Annotated in this window: 13 protein-coding genes; 9 read left to right on the forward strand and 4 right to left on the reverse strand. The window is 64.9% G+C overall.

Annotated elements, in window-relative coordinates:
- Nucleotides 1-6: 6 nt before the first annotated feature.
- Both JOH52_RS26410 and JOH52_RS26415 read left to right on the forward strand, forming a co-directional pair.
- Nucleotides 7-930: a nucleoside hydrolase gene (locus JOH52_RS26410; RefSeq protein WP_017272019.1), complete on the forward strand. Its 924-nt coding sequence runs from the start codon at nucleotides 7-9 to the stop codon at nucleotides 928-930.
- Nucleotides 927-2,708 (forward strand): adenine deaminase, encoded by a 1,782-nt coding sequence (locus JOH52_RS26415; RefSeq protein WP_017272018.1) that lies wholly within the window; start codon nucleotides 927-929, stop codon nucleotides 2,706-2,708. The genes JOH52_RS26410 and JOH52_RS26415 overlap by 4 nt, the downstream gene beginning before the upstream one ends.
- 6 nt (nucleotides 2,709-2,714) lie before the next feature.
- Here JOH52_RS26415 and JOH52_RS26420 read toward each other — a convergent pair whose 3' ends face one another.
- Nucleotides 2,715-3,884 (reverse strand): M20 aminoacylase family protein, encoded by a 1,170-nt coding sequence (locus tag JOH52_RS26420; protein WP_017272017.1) that lies wholly within the window; start codon nucleotides 3,882-3,884, stop codon nucleotides 2,715-2,717.
- A gap of 151 nt (nucleotides 3,885-4,035) precedes the next feature.
- Here JOH52_RS26420 and JOH52_RS26425 point away from each other — a divergent pair, with 151 nt between their 5' ends.
- From JOH52_RS26425 to JOH52_RS26435, 3 genes are all read left to right on the forward strand, one after another.
- Complete coding sequence (locus tag JOH52_RS26425; RefSeq protein ID WP_015008325.1) at nucleotides 4,036-4,746, forward strand: phosphoribosyltransferase; 711 nt, start codon at nucleotides 4,036-4,038, stop codon at nucleotides 4,744-4,746.
- A 280-nt stretch (nucleotides 4,747-5,026) separates the two neighbouring features.
- Nucleotides 5,027-6,319, forward strand: a complete 1,293-nt coding sequence (locus JOH52_RS26430; RefSeq protein ID WP_014527246.1) for an NCS2 family permease — start codon at nucleotides 5,027-5,029, stop codon at nucleotides 6,317-6,319.
- Between the two features lie 272 nt (nucleotides 6,320-6,591).
- Nucleotides 6,592-6,999, forward strand: a complete 408-nt coding sequence (locus JOH52_RS26435) for a DUF2442 domain-containing protein (protein WP_014527245.1) — start codon at nucleotides 6,592-6,594, stop codon at nucleotides 6,997-6,999.
- 93 nt (nucleotides 7,000-7,092) lie between these two features.
- Here the strand turns inward: JOH52_RS26435 and alc are convergent, their stop codons facing one another.
- Complete coding sequence (gene alc / locus JOH52_RS26440; RefSeq protein ID WP_010975643.1) at nucleotides 7,093-8,115, reverse strand: allantoicase; 1,023 nt, start codon at nucleotides 8,113-8,115, stop codon at nucleotides 7,093-7,095.
- A 9-nt stretch (nucleotides 8,116-8,124) separates the two neighbouring features.
- Nucleotides 8,125-9,540 carry an allantoinase PuuE gene (puuE, locus tag JOH52_RS26445; protein WP_017272016.1) on the reverse strand — a complete coding sequence of 472 codons (1,416 nt, stop codon included), beginning with the start codon at nucleotides 9,538-9,540 and terminating at the stop codon, nucleotides 8,125-8,127.
- 167 nt (nucleotides 9,541-9,707) lie between these two features.
- Between puuE and uraH the strand changes: the two genes are divergently transcribed.
- From uraH to xdhC, 4 genes are read left to right on the forward strand one after another with little or no spacing between them, the layout of a single operon-like run.
- On the forward strand, nucleotides 9,708-10,079 hold the full coding sequence (uraH, locus tag JOH52_RS26450; protein ID WP_010975645.1) for a hydroxyisourate hydrolase: 372 nt from the start codon (nucleotides 9,708-9,710) through the stop codon (nucleotides 10,077-10,079).
- A 5-nt stretch (nucleotides 10,080-10,084) separates the two neighbouring features.
- The gene (gene xdhA / locus JOH52_RS26455; protein ID WP_014527242.1) at nucleotides 10,085-11,566 is read left to right on the forward strand and encodes a xanthine dehydrogenase small subunit; all 1,482 of its coding nucleotides are present in this window, start codon (nucleotides 10,085-10,087) and stop codon (nucleotides 11,564-11,566) included.
- A gap of 13 nt (nucleotides 11,567-11,579) precedes the next feature.
- A complete protein-coding gene (gene xdhB / locus JOH52_RS26460; RefSeq protein ID WP_017272015.1) occupies nucleotides 11,580-13,913 on the forward strand; it encodes a xanthine dehydrogenase molybdopterin binding subunit in 2,334 nt (777 codons plus the stop codon).
- Nucleotides 13,914-13,948: 35 nt separating this feature from the next.
- Nucleotides 13,949-14,806: a xanthine dehydrogenase accessory protein XdhC gene (xdhC, locus tag JOH52_RS26465; protein WP_013850744.1), complete on the forward strand. Its 858-nt coding sequence runs from the start codon at nucleotides 13,949-13,951 to the stop codon at nucleotides 14,804-14,806.
- Here xdhC and JOH52_RS26470 read toward each other — a convergent pair.
- Nucleotides 14,796-15,188: a winged helix-turn-helix transcriptional regulator gene (locus JOH52_RS26470; protein WP_014527240.1), complete on the reverse strand. Its 393-nt coding sequence runs from the start codon at nucleotides 15,186-15,188 to the stop codon at nucleotides 14,796-14,798. The genes xdhC and JOH52_RS26470 overlap by 11 nt on opposite strands.
- Nucleotides 15,189-15,249: the final 61 nt, after the last annotated feature.

Consider the following 15,249-nt stretch of genomic DNA (forward strand, 5'->3'; position numbering starts at 1 on the left):
TCCGCAATGGGCATCTGGATCGACACCGATATGGGCTTCGACGACATCGCCGCGATGCTCGTCGTCCTTCACGCCGGTGAGGCCCTCGACGGCGTCTCGCTGGTCTTCGGCAATGTGCCGCTCGAACAGGTGAGGCGCAACGCCGCGGCAGCAGCGCACGCCTTCGGCTGGACCTTTCCGATCCATCGGGGACGGGCGCTCCCCGTGCTCGGAAAGCTCGAGACGGCGGAGTGTATCCTCGGACAGACCGGCATGCCGACGTCGGGGCTGAGCCTCCCCGATGCACCCGCCCTGCCGGATAGCGATGCGTTCCCTGCGCTCTGCGGCTGGCTGGAGGACGGCGAAGGTCCGCATCGTATCCTGGCGCTCGGGCCGCTTACCAATATCGCTGCCCTTGCCCTGGCACGCCCCGACCTCGCCGCGCGGATCGACGAGCTCACCTGGATGGGCGGCGGTGTTTCCAGCGGCAATCATACGGCGTCCGCCGAGTTCAACGCCTTTGCCGATCCGGAAGCGCTCGCCATCGTGTTTGCCCACGGCGTGCCGTTCAGGATGGTCGATCTCGACCTCTGCCGGAAGGTCATCGCTTATCCGGACGATGTGGAGGCGATACGCACCGCAGGTGGCGCAAAGGCCGCGCTGCTTGCCGATCTTCTCGCCGGCTACGTCGCGATCGGCACGAGCCGTGGACGGACCGGCATGGCGATCTACGATCCCTGCGCAGCCGTTGCGCTGGTCGATGGAGACGCTGTGTCGTTTCGCCCGGCGCGCATCGACGTCGAGCTTGCCGGAGCCTTGACGCGCGGCCGGACGGTGGTCGAGACCCGGGGGAGCCACGCGACATTCAACGCCCAATATGCGGTGGACGTCGACGCGGAACGTGCCCGCCGGCACCTGCTCGGTGCGCTCGCCAAGGAAGCCGCCAGATGACGGTACTGCAGCAACCCTCCGACCTCGACGACGCCTGCTGGCGGGCGCGCGCAGTTGCCGCCGCACGCGGTGATGCGCGCTTCGATGTGCTCGTGGCCGGCGGCACGGTCGTGGATGTCGCGACAGGCGAATGCCGCGCGGCGGATGTCGGGATCGTCGGTGCCCTGATCGCGAGCGTCCATGCACCCGGGTCGCGCAGCGACGCGGACACGGTCATCGATGCGGCGGGAGCCTACATTTCGCCCGGCCTTATCGACACGCATATGCATGTCGAAAGCTCGATGGTGACGCCCGCGGTCTACGCTGCCGCCGTGGTGCCGCGCGGCGTGACGACCGTCGTCTGGGACCCGCACGAATTCGGCAATGTGAGCGGACTTGCCGGCGTGCGCTGGGCCGTCGACGCAATGGGCGGTCTACCCTTGCGCGCCGTGGTGCTGGCGCCGTCCTGCGTGCCCTCCGCTCCCGGCCTGGAGCTCGCCGGCGCGGATTTCGACGCCGAAGCCGTTGCGGAAATGCTGTCCTGGCCGGAGATCGGCGGGATCGCCGAGGTCATGAACATGCGCGGCGTCATCGACGGCGATCCGCGCATGACTGCGATCGTCGAGGCGGGACTGAAGGCGGGCAAACCGGTCAACGGGCATGCGCGCGGCCTGAAGGGAGCCGATCTGCAGGCCTTCGTAACGGCCGGCGTCAGCTCCGATCACGAGCTCGTTTCGGGTGACGACCTCATCGCCAAACTTCGCGCCGGCCTGACCATCGAGCTGCGCGGCTCGCACGATCATCTTCTTCCCGAGTTCGTGACAGCGCTCGGTACTCTGGGCCATCTGCCGCAGACGGTCACGCTGTGTACCGACGACGTTTTCCCGGACGATCTTCACCGCGACGGCGGCCTCGACGACGTGGTCCGCCGCCTCGTACGCTACGGGCTCAAGGCCGAGTGGGCGCTGCAGGCGGCAACCCTGAACGCCGCCCGGCGGCTCGGAAGGGCCGATCTCGGCCTGATCGCACCGGGTCGCCGTGCCGACATCGTCCTCTTCGAGGACATTCGCGATTTCCGAGCGCTCCATGTGCTGGCGAACGGCAGGCTGGTGGCGAGCGGCGGCGGGATGCTTCAGGCGCCCGTCGCGGCCGATGTCTCGCCCCTGCGCCACACGATGAAGATCGAACCGCTGACAGAGGACGACTTTCGCATCGCTGCCACGGGCAGCACGGCCCGCGTCGTGACGATCGACCGGCCGCGCTTCACCCGATGGGGCGAGGCGGGAGCCGAGGTTTCGGACGGATATCTGGTGCCGCCTGATGGCACGACGCTGATTGCCGTCGCCCATCGGCATGGCCGCGCCGACAGCCGACCGCGGGTCGGTTTGCTTGAAGGCTGGGGCGAGTGGCGCGGCGCCTTTGCGACAACCGTTTCGCATGACAGCCACAATCTGACGGTCTTCGGCAGCAGCCCGCGCGACATGACGGTTGCGGCCAATGCGGTGATCGAAGCCGGCGGCGGAATGGCGGTCGTTGCCGAAGGCAAGGTCGAGGCGCTGCTGCCTCTGCCGCTATGCGGGCTTGTCTCCGATGCGCCGCTTGCCGAGGTCGCAGCGGGTTTCGCGGCCATTCGCGAGGCTGCCGGCAGAATCGTAGAGTGGCAGCCTCCCTATCTCGTGTTCAAGGCCTGCTTCGGGGCGACGCTCGCCTGCAATGCCGGGCCGCACCAGACGGATCGCGGCATTGCCGACGTAGCGACCGGCAAGCTGCTGGAAAGCCCGGTCCTGGAGACCTTCTGACGCTCTTCAGGCCTTGAGTTCCTGCTCCACCAGCGCGGTCCAGAAGGCAGCCCCGGGGCCGATCGCCGCGTCGTTGAAGTCGTAGGCGCTGTTATGGTGCAGCGCGCCGTCGACGGCGGGACCATTCCCGAGCCAGACATAGCAGCCGGGCGCCTCCAGCGCGAAGAAGGCAAAGTCGTCGCCGGCGGTCGAGGGTGGGAAGCTGGTCAGCGCCTTCTCACCGAAGACGGACCGGGCGGCCGAAAGGGCGCGTGCCGTCGCGTCGGGATCGTTGACGACCGGGGGAATACGCCGCTCGAAGCGATAATCGGCCTCGATGCCGTACATCGCCGCGGTCCCCAGCGCCAACCGGCCGATCTCTTCTTCCAACTGGTCGCGCACATGCGGCGTATAGGCACGCGCCGTGCCGCCGATCTCGACCGTGTCCGGAATGACGTTCAGCGCCTTGGGGTCGCCTGCTTGCAGCGCGCAGGCGCTGACGACCGCCGGCTGCAGCGGGTCGACGACCCGGCCGACGACGGTTTGCAGGGAAGCGAGGAATGTCCCCGCCGCCGTGATCGGATCGCGGCCGAGATGCGGCTTGGCGCCGTGCGTCCCGACTCCGCGGAAGGTGAGGCGCCAGCTGTCCGAGGAGGCAAGCTGCGGCCCCGCCACGACGGCCATCTCGTCCACTGCAAGCCCCGGCATGTTGTGCAGTCCATAGACCGCGTCGCAAGGGAAAAGATCGAAAAGCCCGTCCTCCACCATGCGCCTGGCGCCGCCGCGGCCTTCCTCGGCGGGCTGGAAGATGAAATGGACCGTTCCTGAGAAGTTGCGCGTCGCCGCAAGGTGGCGCGCCGCGCCGAGCAGCATCGTCGTATGGCCGTCATGGCCGCAGGCATGCATCTTCCCCGCTACCGTGGATTTGTAGGGCCGGTCGGCGAGTTCCGGCATGGCGAGCGCATCCATGTCGGCGCGCAGGCCGATCGCGCGCGTGCCGTTGCCGACCTGCAGCGTGCCAACGACGCCTGTCTTGCCGAGGCCGCGGTGGATCCTGAGGCCTGCTTCTTCGAGGATTCTCGCCACAAGATCGCTCGTCCGCTCTTCCTCGAAACCGAGTTCGGGATGAGCATGCAGGTCGCGGCGAAAGGCCGTGAGAAAGGTCAGATCGTCGGCAATCCCGGGGGGCACGCGCATCGGCAGGCATTCCTTGAGCAGTCTGGAAAGAGCCTGAATTCCCCAGCTTTGGTTGCTGGGACGTGCCCTTTCGGTTTGATCGAAGCGGCAATGGGTATAGACGAAAAACTTAGGGATCAGAACCTTTTACTAAGTCGAATGGACGCCAGGCATGACTGAAACGAAACCGATGGAGCCGCACGATTACTGGCAGGAGGTCTTTCCACCCGGCAGCTTTGTCGGAGACGGCGGCTTCCGCACCTTTTTTCCAGCCACTCTCGCGGACGGACGCCAAATCCTCCTGCCGATCCGGCCGCTTTCGGACGGCAGACATGCGCTCGCCTCGCTGATCATCAATCAGGCGAGCTTCGAGGTGGAGGACGCGCTCGCTGAGGAACTGGCCGCCCGACTGGCGCCCTTCCGACCGGAAATCGTCGCGGGTCTTCCGACACTCGGCCTGACGCTCGCCGCAGCCCTTGCCCGCAAGCTCGGCCACAAGCGCTATGTGCCGCTCGGAACCTCGCGAAAATTCTGGTACGTCGACGATCTCTCCGTTCCCCTGTCGTCCATCACGACGCCCGGTCAGAAAAAGCGGCTCTATGTCGATCCCCGCATGCTGCCGCTGTTGCGGGGCCGGCGAGTCGTGCTGATCGACGATGTGATATCGAGCGGAGCCTCGATCCTTGCCGGCCTGTCGCTGATGGCGGCCTGCGGCATCGAGCCGGTCGCGATCGGTGCCGCCATGTTGCAGTCGGAACGGTGGCGCCAGCCGCTCGCCGAACTCTCTCCGCAATGGCCGGATCGGACTGTAGGAGTCTTCGCGACGCCGATGCTCGTCCGGGCCGACGACGGTGCCTGGACCGCGTCCGATTCTCGGATCTAGCATCGCCGGCGCCCGAAGGAATGCCCCCGGAATTCGCTGGAAAACTTGAAAGTCTTTCGCGCTCGGCGTCGAAATCGGTGGCTAGCGGTCATGCGCGCGAAAACGCACAATCGGGTGCTTGCGATGGCGACCCATCCGGCGAGGCCGCACGGCCTGGATCATACACCCTGAAGGTATCGGGGCGCGCGATCAAATTGCAATGGCCGGGCTCTTGGAGGAGCAACACACCCGGTCTCTGTCGTTCGGCTGCGTCGAGATGACGTCTGCCAAGGGAGGAAAAATGTTTGAACGACTCTTCAAGCTTAAGGAGCACGGCACGACCGTTCGCACGGAAGTGATCGCCGGCGTCACGACGTTCCTTACGATGTCCTACATCATCTTCGTCAATCCTGACATTCTGTCGACCACGGGCATGGACCGCAACGCGATTTTCGTCGCGACCTGTCTTGCGGCCGCTCTGGGCTCCGCCGTCATGGCGCTTGTCGCCAATTGGCCGATCGGCATGGCGCCGGGCATGGGCCTCAACGCATTCTTCGCCTTCACGGTCGTGGCCGCCCTCGGCTTCACCTGGCAGCAGGCGCTCGGCGCGGTCTTCATCTCCGGCATCATCTTCCTGTTCTTGACTGTCACGGGGGTTCGAAGTTGGCTGATCGCTGGGATCCCGCATTCGCTTCGCAGCGCGATTGCGACCGGTATCGGCCTGTTCCTGGGCATCATCGCCCTGAAAAACGCCGGCATCGTCGTCGACAACCCGGCGACGCTGGTCGGCCTCGGCGATCTCAAGCAGACCGGACCGCTGCTCGCGATCCTCGGCTTCTTCGTCATCGCCGTGCTCGACGCGCTCAATGTCCGCGGATCCATCCTCATCGGCATCCTGGTGGTAACGGTTCTGTCGATGTTCCTCGGCGTATCGGAATTCCAGGGCATCGTCTCTGCGCCTCCGAGCATTGCGCCGACCTTCCTCCAGCTCGACATCATGGGCGCCCTGCATGGCGGTCTCGTCCACGTCATTCTAGTCTTCGTGCTGGTCGAGGTCTTCGACGCGACCGGCACGCTGATCGGTGTCGCCAAGCGCGCGAAACTGGTGGAAGAGGGCAAGCCCAGCCGTCTCGGGCGTGCATTGCTTGCCGACAGCTCGGCCATCGTCGCCGGCTCGCTGATGGGCACCAGCAGCACGACCGCCTATGTCGAAAGCGCCTCGGGCGTGCAGGCGGGCGGGCGCACCGGTCTAACGGCGCTGACGATCTCGGTGCTGTTCCTCGCCGCGCTCTTCATCTCGCCGCTTGCCGCCGCCGTCCCGTCCTATGCGACCGCGCCGGCACTGCTTTACGTTGCCGGTCTGATGATGCGTGAGCTCACCGAGATCGAATGGGACGACCTGACGGAGGCGGCACCCGCGGCGCTAACCGCTATCGCCATGCCCTTCACCTATTCGATCGCCAACGGTCTCGCCTTCGGCTTCGTAAGCTACGTGGTCCTCAAGGTCTGCACCGGCAAGTGGAACGTCATCCACCCGGCGACCCAGCTCGTCGCGGCACTGTTCATCGTCCGCTTCGCATTCTTCGCCGAGTGACCGAACAGGGTTGGGGAGGGTCGCGACCGGCGCGGCCCCTCCAACCCGCCACGCTCTTTGGCAAGCCGACGAACCTCTGGCGTTCTTGCCGGCCCAAAGACATACTCCTCGACTTCGCGGCGCTTGCGGGACAGCGTTGGACTTGAGTAACCCATCGTGATAGGTTACTAGCGCGGTCTGGGCTGATGGCATGAAGCGGGGCGATGTGCGCCGGGCGGTGCAGATCGTCAACGAACGGCAACAGCAATTCCTCGGCAGATGGAGGGAGATTCATGGCTGAACTGACGGGCACCCAGATCGACGCAGCTTTGGAAAGCGGCCGGATAGCGCGAGAGACAGAGCCGCGTGCTGCATCTGCGCGCTATGACGAGCGAAGCGGCCGCATTGTCGTGGAGTTGATCAATGGCTGCACGTTCGCCTTTCCGCCACGCCTGGCGCAGGGACTGGAAGATGGAAGCAGCGATCAGCTCGCCGCAGTCGAGATCCTTGGGGAAGGTTATGGCCTGCATTGGGAAGCCTTGGACGTCGATCTTTCGATTCCGGGCCTTTTGGCCGGCATATTCGGCACCAAGGCTTATATGGCACGAAGGGCAGGGCAAGCGACATCGCCGGCGAAGGCAGCAGCCGCGCGTGCTAATGGTGCCAAGGGCGGGCGGCCGCGCAAAGCGGCCCGCGGCTAGAGCGGATGAGAAAAGTGTGCGCGGTTCTTCGCCGGAATCCCGCTCTAACCTATTGGAATCGGTCGCGTTCATTCAGGTCGACCAGACCCGAAGTCATCGTGATCTGGGGTCAGCGACCCGGCCGTAAATGCGCAGCCGGCTGACGCCGCCATCCGGGTAGATGTTCAGGCGCACATGCGTGACCGGATCGGCATGTCTGAGCATATCGGACCCATACTCATGGACGCTGTCGGCCGAAAGCTTCCGGTGCGGCAGAAGCTCGTTCCAGAACATCGCGGAGGAGGCAACGAGCATGTCGCACTCGGCAGTCATGCCTCCGAGGTCAGCCGCCTGTAGCGAGCAAGCATCCGGATAGTTGCCTTTGAAATGCGCGGTATCGACGAGGATCCGTTCGACGTGCCCGCGTGCGGCAAGCTTGACGATGATCCAGTCGTAGCCCGGTTCGCGCCGCCTGCGCGTTTCCCAGCCGTCGCCCATATTCGCGCCCCGCCCTGGGGCAATGAGGCGCTCGTGGCCGTAATGGCCGTTGGAGAAGGCGACGATCCGACCGCCGAGCAGGCAGGACGCAAGATCGATCGTCTCGTTCGCCATAGCCTTGAGATCGAGTGCCGGAGTGCCGTAGACCCGAAGCCGGGCGATACCTCCATCCGGATGGATGCGCAGCCGGATATGGCTGTAGACCGCGTCGGAGTGCGCGGCGAAGAAGTGATGTGCATTCGGTCCGAGGCCGGTGACCGGCAGCAGTTGGACCCACTCGGTCGCCTCGTCCGGATCTTCTGCCGAATGACAGGCTTCTATCGAGCAGGCGCTCGGATAATTGCCGGTGAAGTGCGACGTGTCGACGTCGAAGCCGGCAATCCGCCCTTTCGCGGCGAGCGCGATAACCGCGTAGTCGTGGCCGGCGCCGCGGCGGCGGCGGGTTTCCCAGCCGTCCATCCATTTGCCGTGATCGTCGTAAAGGCCGGGGTGGAATGCGGCCGGTTCGTCCTTTAGCATACGCTCCAGCGGGCCGAAGAATTCGTCCGTCGCAAAGAGCGCCCGGGCGCCAAGGCCTGCGGAAGCGAGGTTGATTGTCCCGCCCGCAAAGCCGGGCAGGACTTCGCCGGCACGCGTCATGGCGCCGCCTCAGTCCGGCAGCGTGTCGCGCAGCCGCAGGAGCGCGATCCGCTCCACCTGGCGGCACGCGGTGACGAATTCCGTCTCCCGATCGTTGCCGATACGGTTCTCGAAGGCGGCAAGGATCTCGTCCTTGCTGCGCCCCTTGACGGCCAGGATGAAGGGGAAGCCGAACTTCTCGACATAGGCATTGTTGAGGGTCGTGAAACGCTCGCGCTCCTGATCCGTCAGTGCGTCGAGGCCCGCCGAGGCTTGTTCCGAAGTCGAGCTCTCGGTCAGGCGTTTCGCCTGGGCGAGCTTGCCGGAAAGATCGGGGTGGGCGGTGAGGACGGCAAGCCGTTCCTCTTCGCTTGCCTCGCGAAAGACCGCGCAGAGCGCCGCGTGCAGTCCCGTCGCCGTATCGTTGGCCGGGCCGAGTTCGCCTGCAAAGGCGCGTCTGGCGATCCAGTCCGAGTGCTCGAATACCCCTCCGAAGCGATCGATGAAGGCATCCTTCGAAAGCCGCGAGGGACGGTCTTCGTTCGGCTGGAACGGATAGGTCTCTGCCCAGTAACGGGCAATGTCGATGCGGCGGGCGAGCCAGACCTTCTCGTGGCTCTGCACATAGTCGAGGAAGCGGGCCAGTGCGGCGGCGCGGCCGGGCCGGCCGACGAGACGGCAGTGAAGGCCGATGCTCATCATCTTCGGCGCGCCGGCAGTTCCCTCGGCGTAGAGAACGTCGAAACTGTCCTTCAGATAGCTGAAGAACTGGTCGCCGCTGTTGAAGCCCTGTGGCGTTGCGAAGCGCATGTCGTTGGCGTCGAGGGTATAGGGGATGACGAGCTGGTGCCGGCCGGCATGTTCATGCCAATAGGGCAGGTCGTCCGCATAGGCGTCGGAGACGTAGTCGAAGCCGCCGGCCTCGGTCACGAGATCGAGCGTGTTCACGGAGCAGCGGCCGGTGTACCAGCCGGTCGGCCGTTCTCCGGTTACGATCGTGTGGAGGCGGATCGCCTCGGCGATCTCGGCGCGTTCGCGCTCGGCGTCGAAATCCTTGTGCTCGATCCATTTGAGGCCGTGGGAGGCGATCTCCCAGCCGGCGTCCTGCATGGCGGCCACCTGGGCGGGCGATCGCTTGAGGGCCGTGGCGACGCCGTAGACGGTGGCCGGTATTTGCCGGTCGGTGAACAACCGGTGCAGCCGCCAGAATCCGGCGCGCGCCCCGTATTCGTAGATCGATTCCATGTTCCAGTGGCGCTGGGCGGGCCAGGCCTGAGCGCCGACGATTTCCGAGAGGAAGGCCTCGGACGCCGCGTCGCCGTGAAGCACGCAGTTCTCTCCGCCCTCCTCGTAATTGATCACGAATTGAACGGCGATCCGGGCGCCATCGGGCCAGGCGATACGCGGGTTCGGACCATGGCCCAGGAGATCGCGGGGATATCTCATAGCAGCAGCTCCTCCAGAGATTGTCTCGTCGCCCAATTCGTAGCGAGAATTCCGCCCCGCCATTCCCCCCGAAAAATTTGAAAGTCTCGAAGGTTGAACCCGCTACACAAGGGCGCCCGCGCTTCGGATACTCTATCCTCGATGCTGACTTTCGGAGGAGCGACAGAATGCAAGTTCAAGACGGAACGCCCGGGCGTCTGACGACCCACGTGCTGGACACGGCGAGCGGGAGACCGGCAAGCAATCTGCGCATCGACCTCTACCGGATTGAAGGTGAACGGCCGGAGCTTCTCTCGTCGACCCGCACCAACGATGACGGGCGCTGCGATGCGCCGCTTCTCAACGGCTCCACGATGGAAACCGGCACCTACGAACTGCGCTTTCACGCCGGCGAATATCTCGGCACTGCGGCCGAGCGCGGCGCGAACCCGTTTCTCGACGTGATTCCGATCCGCTTCGGGATCGCCGACCGGGCCGCGCATTATCACGTGCCGCTCCTGCTTTCGCCCTACGGCTATTCCACCTATCGCGGGAGCTGACGGCAATGACGACCGAAATCCGCAATACGATCCGTTTCCTTTTGAATGACCGGCCCGTCGAGCTTGCCGATGTCTCGCCGGTGCAGACGCTGCTGGACTTTCTGCGCATCGACCGGAGTCTGCGCGGCACGAAGGAAGGCTGCGCGGAAGGCGACTGCGGCGCCTGCACCGTGCTTGTCGGCCGGCTTCTCGACGGCAAGCTCAAATACGAATCGGTCAACGCCTGCATCCGCTTCGTGGCCTCGCTTGACGGCTGCCATGTGGTGACGGTCGAAGCGCTTGCGCAGCCGAACGGGCCGCTGCATCCCGTGCAGCAGGCGATGGTCGACACGCACGCCTCGCAGTGCGGCTTCTGCACACCCGGTTTCGTGATGTCGCTCTACGGCCTCTGGATGACGAATGCGAAGCCGAGCGTTCAGGAAATCGAGAAGGCGCTGCAGGGCAATCTCTGTCGCTGCACCGGTTATGCGGCGATCATTCGGGCGGCCGAAGCGATTGCATCGGTCGGCGAGCTCGGCAAGGACCCGCTGATCGTGGAACGCGAGGAGATCACGCGGCAGCTGGAGGCGCTTCGGGACGGCTGCCGCGTCGAGATCGGCGGCGAAGACGAGCGCGTCGTGCTTCCGGCCTCGCTGGACGATTTCGCTGCGGTTCTCGAGGCGAACCCCAAGGCGACGATCGTCGCCGGTTCGACCGATGTCGGGCTCTGGGTCACGAAGTTCATGCGCGACATCGCGCCGGTCGTCCATCTCTCGCATCTGGAAGAACTGCGGCGGATTTCCATCGCGCCGGACGGTATCACCCTTGCCGCCGGCGTAAGCTACACGGAGGCCTATCCGGTCATCGTCCGGAACTTCCCGCAATTGCGCGAGCTCTGGGACCGCATCGGCGGCGAGCAGGTGCGCAACATGGGCACGGTCGGGGGCAATATCGCCAACGGTTCGCCGATCGGCGACACGCCGCCGGCGCTGATCGCACTTGGCGCTTCGGTGACCCTGCGCAAGGGAACAAGCCGCCGCACGCTGCCTCTGGAAGCCTTCTTTATCGAATACGGAAAACAGGATCGCGAACCCGGCGAATTCGTCGAGACTGTCCGGATTCCCTTCCTGGACGAGACCGAGCGCTTCGCTGTCTACAAGATCACGAAACGCTTCGATGAAGATATTTCCGCAGTCTGCGGCGCGTTCCGCGTGAAGCTCGACGGTGACGGCAAGGTTGCCGACGTCGCTATCGCTTTTGGCGGCATGGCGGGCACGCCGAAGCGCGCGTCGAATGTGGAGGCCGCTCTCAAGGGCGCGCAATGGAACGACGCTGCCATCGAGGCTGGCGTGGCGGCCTTCGAGCGGGATTTCACGCCGCTCACCGACTGGCGCGCCTCTTCTGAATATCGGATGCTCGTTGCCAGGAATCTCCTGCGGCGGTTCCATCTGGAAACGCAGGAAACGCGCAATATCCGGATCGACCGCACGGTCGCGGTGGCTATGTAGAGAGGGTGGACCCATGAATGTGATGCAGCCCGTCGATCGCGTCCGCGGCGCCGTCCACGACAAGGAACGCCACGAATCCGGTCACAAGCATGTTTCCGGAACCGCCGAGTATATAGACGATATTCCCGAGCCCGCCGGTACGCTTCACGGCTATCTGGGGCTGTCGCAGCGCGCGCATGCCGAAATCCTGTCGGTGGATTTCGAGGCGGTGCGTAACAGTCCGGGTGTCGTGGGAGTGCTCACGGCGGAGGACATACCCGGCGAAAACGATATCAGCCCGGCGCACAAGCACGACGATCCGGTCTTCGCGGCCGGCAAGGTCGAGTTCCACGGCCAGCCGATCTTCGCGGTCATCGCCACCTCGCGCGAGGCCGCCCGGCGCGCGGCCGGCAAGGTAAAGATCGATTATCGCGATCTGCCGCATGTGACGGATGTTCTCGAAGCGGCCGCCGCGAACTATCCGCTGGTGATCGATCCCCTGAAGCTCGAGCGTGGCGACATCGATGCCGGCTTTGCCAAGGCGAAAAACACCGTTTCGGGCGAGATGCGCATCGGGGGCCAGGATCACTTCTATCTCGAAGGCCAGATCTCCTTCGCCATTCCCGGCGAAGATGATGAAGTCACCGTCTTCTCCTCGACCCAGCATCCCAGCGAGACGCAGCTCATGGTCGCCCATGTGCTGGGCGTGCCGTCGAATGCCGTGACTGTCAACGTCCGGCGCATGGGCGGCGGCTTCGGCGGCAAGGAGACGCAGGCAAATCTTTTCGCCGCGGTTGCGGCAGTGGCGGCGAGGAAATACCGCCGCGCGATCAAGGTGCGCCCCGACCGCGACGACGACATGACGGCGACGGGCAAGCGCCACGACTTCCACGTCGACTACAAGGTCGGCTTCGACGACGATGGCCGCATCGAGGCGGTGGACGCCGTCTTCGCCGCCCGCTGCGGCTTCTCGGCCGACCTTTCCGGACCGGTGACCGATCGCGCGCTCTTCCACGCCGACAACTGCTATTTCTACCCGAATGTCCGGCTGCGCTCGCGCCCGCTGAAGACCAACACGGTCTCGAACACCGCGTTCCGGGGGTTCGGCGGACCGCAGGGCATGGTCGGCGGCGAGCGGATGATCGAAGACGTCGCCTATGCGCTCGGCAAGGACCCGCTGGAAATCCGCAAGCTCAATTTCTACGGCGGCGAGGGGCGCAACCTGACGCCGTACCACCAAACGGTGGAAGACAACATCATCGGCCGGATCATCGAGGAGCTCGAGGTTTCGTCCGACTATGCCGCCCGGCGGCAGGCGGCCATCGCCTTCAACCGCGAGAGCCCCGTCATCAAGCGCGGTATCGCGCTGACGCCGGTGAAATTCGGCATCTCTTTCACCAAGACGGAATATAACCAGGCCGGCGCCCTGGTCCATGTCTATACGGACGGTTCGATCCAGCTGAACCACGGCGGCACGGAGATGGGGCAGGGGCTCTACACCAAGGTGGCGCAGGTCGTGGCGGACGAGTTCCAGGTAGATCTCGACCATATAAAGGTGACGGCGACCTCGACCGGCAAGGTGCCGAACACCTCGGCGACGGCCGCTTCGTCCGGTTCGGACCTCAACGGCATGGCGGCCGCCAATGCCTGCCAGCAGATCAAGGAGCGGCTCGTGCGCTTCGCGGCCGAGCGCTACGGCGTCGGCGAAGCTGATATCGCCTTCGAGCCCAACACGGTCCGGATCGGCGCCGAGCGCATCGCCTTTGCCGATCTTATCAAGGCGGCTTATGCCGCGCGCGTGCAGCTTTCGGCGGCCGGATTCTACAAGACCCCGAAGATCCACTGGAGCCGCGCCGAGGGGCGGGGGCGTCCGTTCTATTATTTCGCCTACGGCGCCTCGTGCTCCGAGGTCAGCGTCGACACGCTGACCGGCGAATACCAGGTCGAGCGGACCGATATCATCCACGATGTCGGCAAGTCGCTGAACCCGGCGCTCGACCTCGGTCAGGTCGAGGGTGCCTTCGTCCAGGGCATGGGCTGGCTGACGACGGAGGAACTCTGGTGGGATGCCAAGGGCCGGCTGAGGACGCATGCGCCCTCCACCTACAAGATCCCGCTCGCGTCCGATCGCCCGCGCGTCTTCAACGTGCGTCTGGCCGAATGGTCCATCAACAGGGAGGAGACGATCCGGCGCTCGAAGGCGGTCGGGGAACCTCCCTTCATGCTGGGGATTTCGGTTCTGGAGGCGATATCCATGGCGGCGGCGAGCGTCGCGGATTATCGTATTCCGCCGCGTATCGATGCCCCGGCAACGCCGGAGCGCGTGCTGATGGCGGTCGAGCGCCTGCGCGCCGCCCGGGCCGGGTAGGGACGATCGCGCGGCGAAGATAGTGGATGACTGAGATGGCGCGCAGAGAGGACATACGGGATTTCCTGAGCCGTGGAACGGCCTGCGTGCTTGTCGAGGTGGCGAGCGCGGCAGGCTCGACGCCGCGCGATGCGGATGCCTGGATGCTCGTCTCAAAAGATCGCACCTTCTCCACGATCGGTGGCGGACAGCTCGAATTCATGGCGATCGACCACGCGCGCAAGCTCGTTCAAGGGGCGAACGCGGATCTCCGATTGGCGATCCCCCTCGGCCCGGAGATCGGCCAATGCTGCGGCGGTCATGTCGCGCTTTCTTTCAAAAAGGTCGATGCGGACACGCGTGCGGCACTTATCGAACGCAGCGACGATGAGATCGCGCATCGGCCGCATGTCTATATCTTCGGCGCCGGCCACGTCGGCAACGCGCTCGCAATGGCGCTGTCGCACGTGCCGCTCAGGACCGTTCTCGTCGACACGCGCGAGCACGAACTCTCGGCCGCCGACGTGCCGGGTATCGAGACCTGCCTGACCGCAATGCCCGAAGCCATCGTGCGCGACGCGCCGCCGGACAGCGCCTTCGTCGTCCTCACCCACGATCACGCACTCGACTTCCTGATCGCGACTGAGGCGCTCGGGCGCGAAGACGCCAGTTACGTCGGCATGATAGGCTCGAAGACAAAACGCGCGACTTTCAAGAACTGGCTGTCGCGAGAGGTCGATCGTCCTGAGCTTTTCGGGAGGCTCGTCTGCCCGATCGGCGGTACGGCGGTGAAGGACAAGCGGCCGCCGGTGATCGCAGCGCTTGCCGCGGCCGAGATACTGACTGCGGCGCTGAACCGCCATCTGCAGCCTCGCGCGCCCACCCCGAAGAGCCGGAGATCGATCAAGGCATAGCCCGGTTGTCGCCCTTTCGCGGGCGGATCACGCAGTCTGCCACGTGATCGACCTCGTTCAGTTCGGCGGCGTGGCGCTGACCCCACTCGCAAAGTGCCAGCAGGACGGGCTCGAGGCTGACGCCGAGCGTCGTCGCCGAATATTCGACGCGCGGCGGTATCTCGCGGAAAATCTCCCTGTGTACGAGGCCATGCTCCTCCATTTCGCGGAGCTGCTGGATCAGCACTTTCTGGCTGACGGCGGGTATCAGCCTTCGCAACTCGGACAGCCGCTTCGGCCTATCGAACAGATGGTAGAGGACGATGGCTTTCCAGCGTCCGGAAATCACTTTGAGTGCGCGCTCGGAGGGCAGCACCGGCAATTTCTTTATGATCTCAGCCATGGTTACCCATCGGTCAGTATGGAACGAAAGAGTGTGTAGATGCGGTCTGAAGACTAGCCCT

It is taken from the genome of Sinorhizobium meliloti, from assembly GCF_017876815.1.
GTDB lineage: Bacteria > Pseudomonadota > Alphaproteobacteria > Rhizobiales > Rhizobiaceae > Sinorhizobium > Sinorhizobium meliloti.

Bases quoted from the DNA above. Each gene is read 5' to 3' on its own strand.
- alc (WP_010975643.1), bottom strand. From the start codon at position 8,115: ATGACGCGTGCCGGCGAAGTCCTGCCCGGCTTTGCGGGCGGGACAATC.
- JOH52_RS26420 (WP_017272017.1), bottom strand. From the start codon at position 3,884: ATGCGCGTGCCCCCCGGGATTGCCGACGATCTGACCTTTCTCACGGCC.
- JOH52_RS26410 (WP_017272019.1), top strand. From the start codon at position 7: ATGGGCATCTGGATCGACACCGATATGGGCTTCGACGACATCGCCGCG.
- xdhB (WP_017272015.1), top strand. From the start codon at position 11,580: ATGAATGTGATGCAGCCCGTCGATCGCGTCCGCGGCGCCGTCCACGAC.
- JOH52_RS26425 (WP_015008325.1), top strand. From the start codon at position 4,036: ATGACTGAAACGAAACCGATGGAGCCGCACGATTACTGGCAGGAGGTC.
- xdhA (WP_014527242.1), top strand. From the start codon at position 10,085: ATGACGACCGAAATCCGCAATACGATCCGTTTCCTTTTGAATGACCGG.
- puuE (WP_017272016.1), bottom strand. From the start codon at position 9,540: ATGAGATATCCCCGCGATCTCCTGGGCCATGGTCCGAACCCGCGTATC.
- xdhC (WP_013850744.1), top strand. From the start codon at position 13,949: ATGGCGCGCAGAGAGGACATACGGGATTTCCTGAGCCGTGGAACGGCC.
- JOH52_RS26430 (WP_014527246.1), top strand. From the start codon at position 5,027: ATGTTTGAACGACTCTTCAAGCTTAAGGAGCACGGCACGACCGTTCGC.
- JOH52_RS26435 (WP_014527245.1), top strand. From the start codon at position 6,592: ATGGCTGAACTGACGGGCACCCAGATCGACGCAGCTTTGGAAAGCGGC.
- JOH52_RS26415 (WP_017272018.1), top strand. From the start codon at position 927: ATGACGGTACTGCAGCAACCCTCCGACCTCGACGACGCCTGCTGGCGG.
- uraH (WP_010975645.1), top strand. From the start codon at position 9,708: ATGCAAGTTCAAGACGGAACGCCCGGGCGTCTGACGACCCACGTGCTG.
- JOH52_RS26470 (WP_014527240.1), bottom strand. From the start codon at position 15,188: ATGGCTGAGATCATAAAGAAATTGCCGGTGCTGCCCTCCGAGCGCGCA.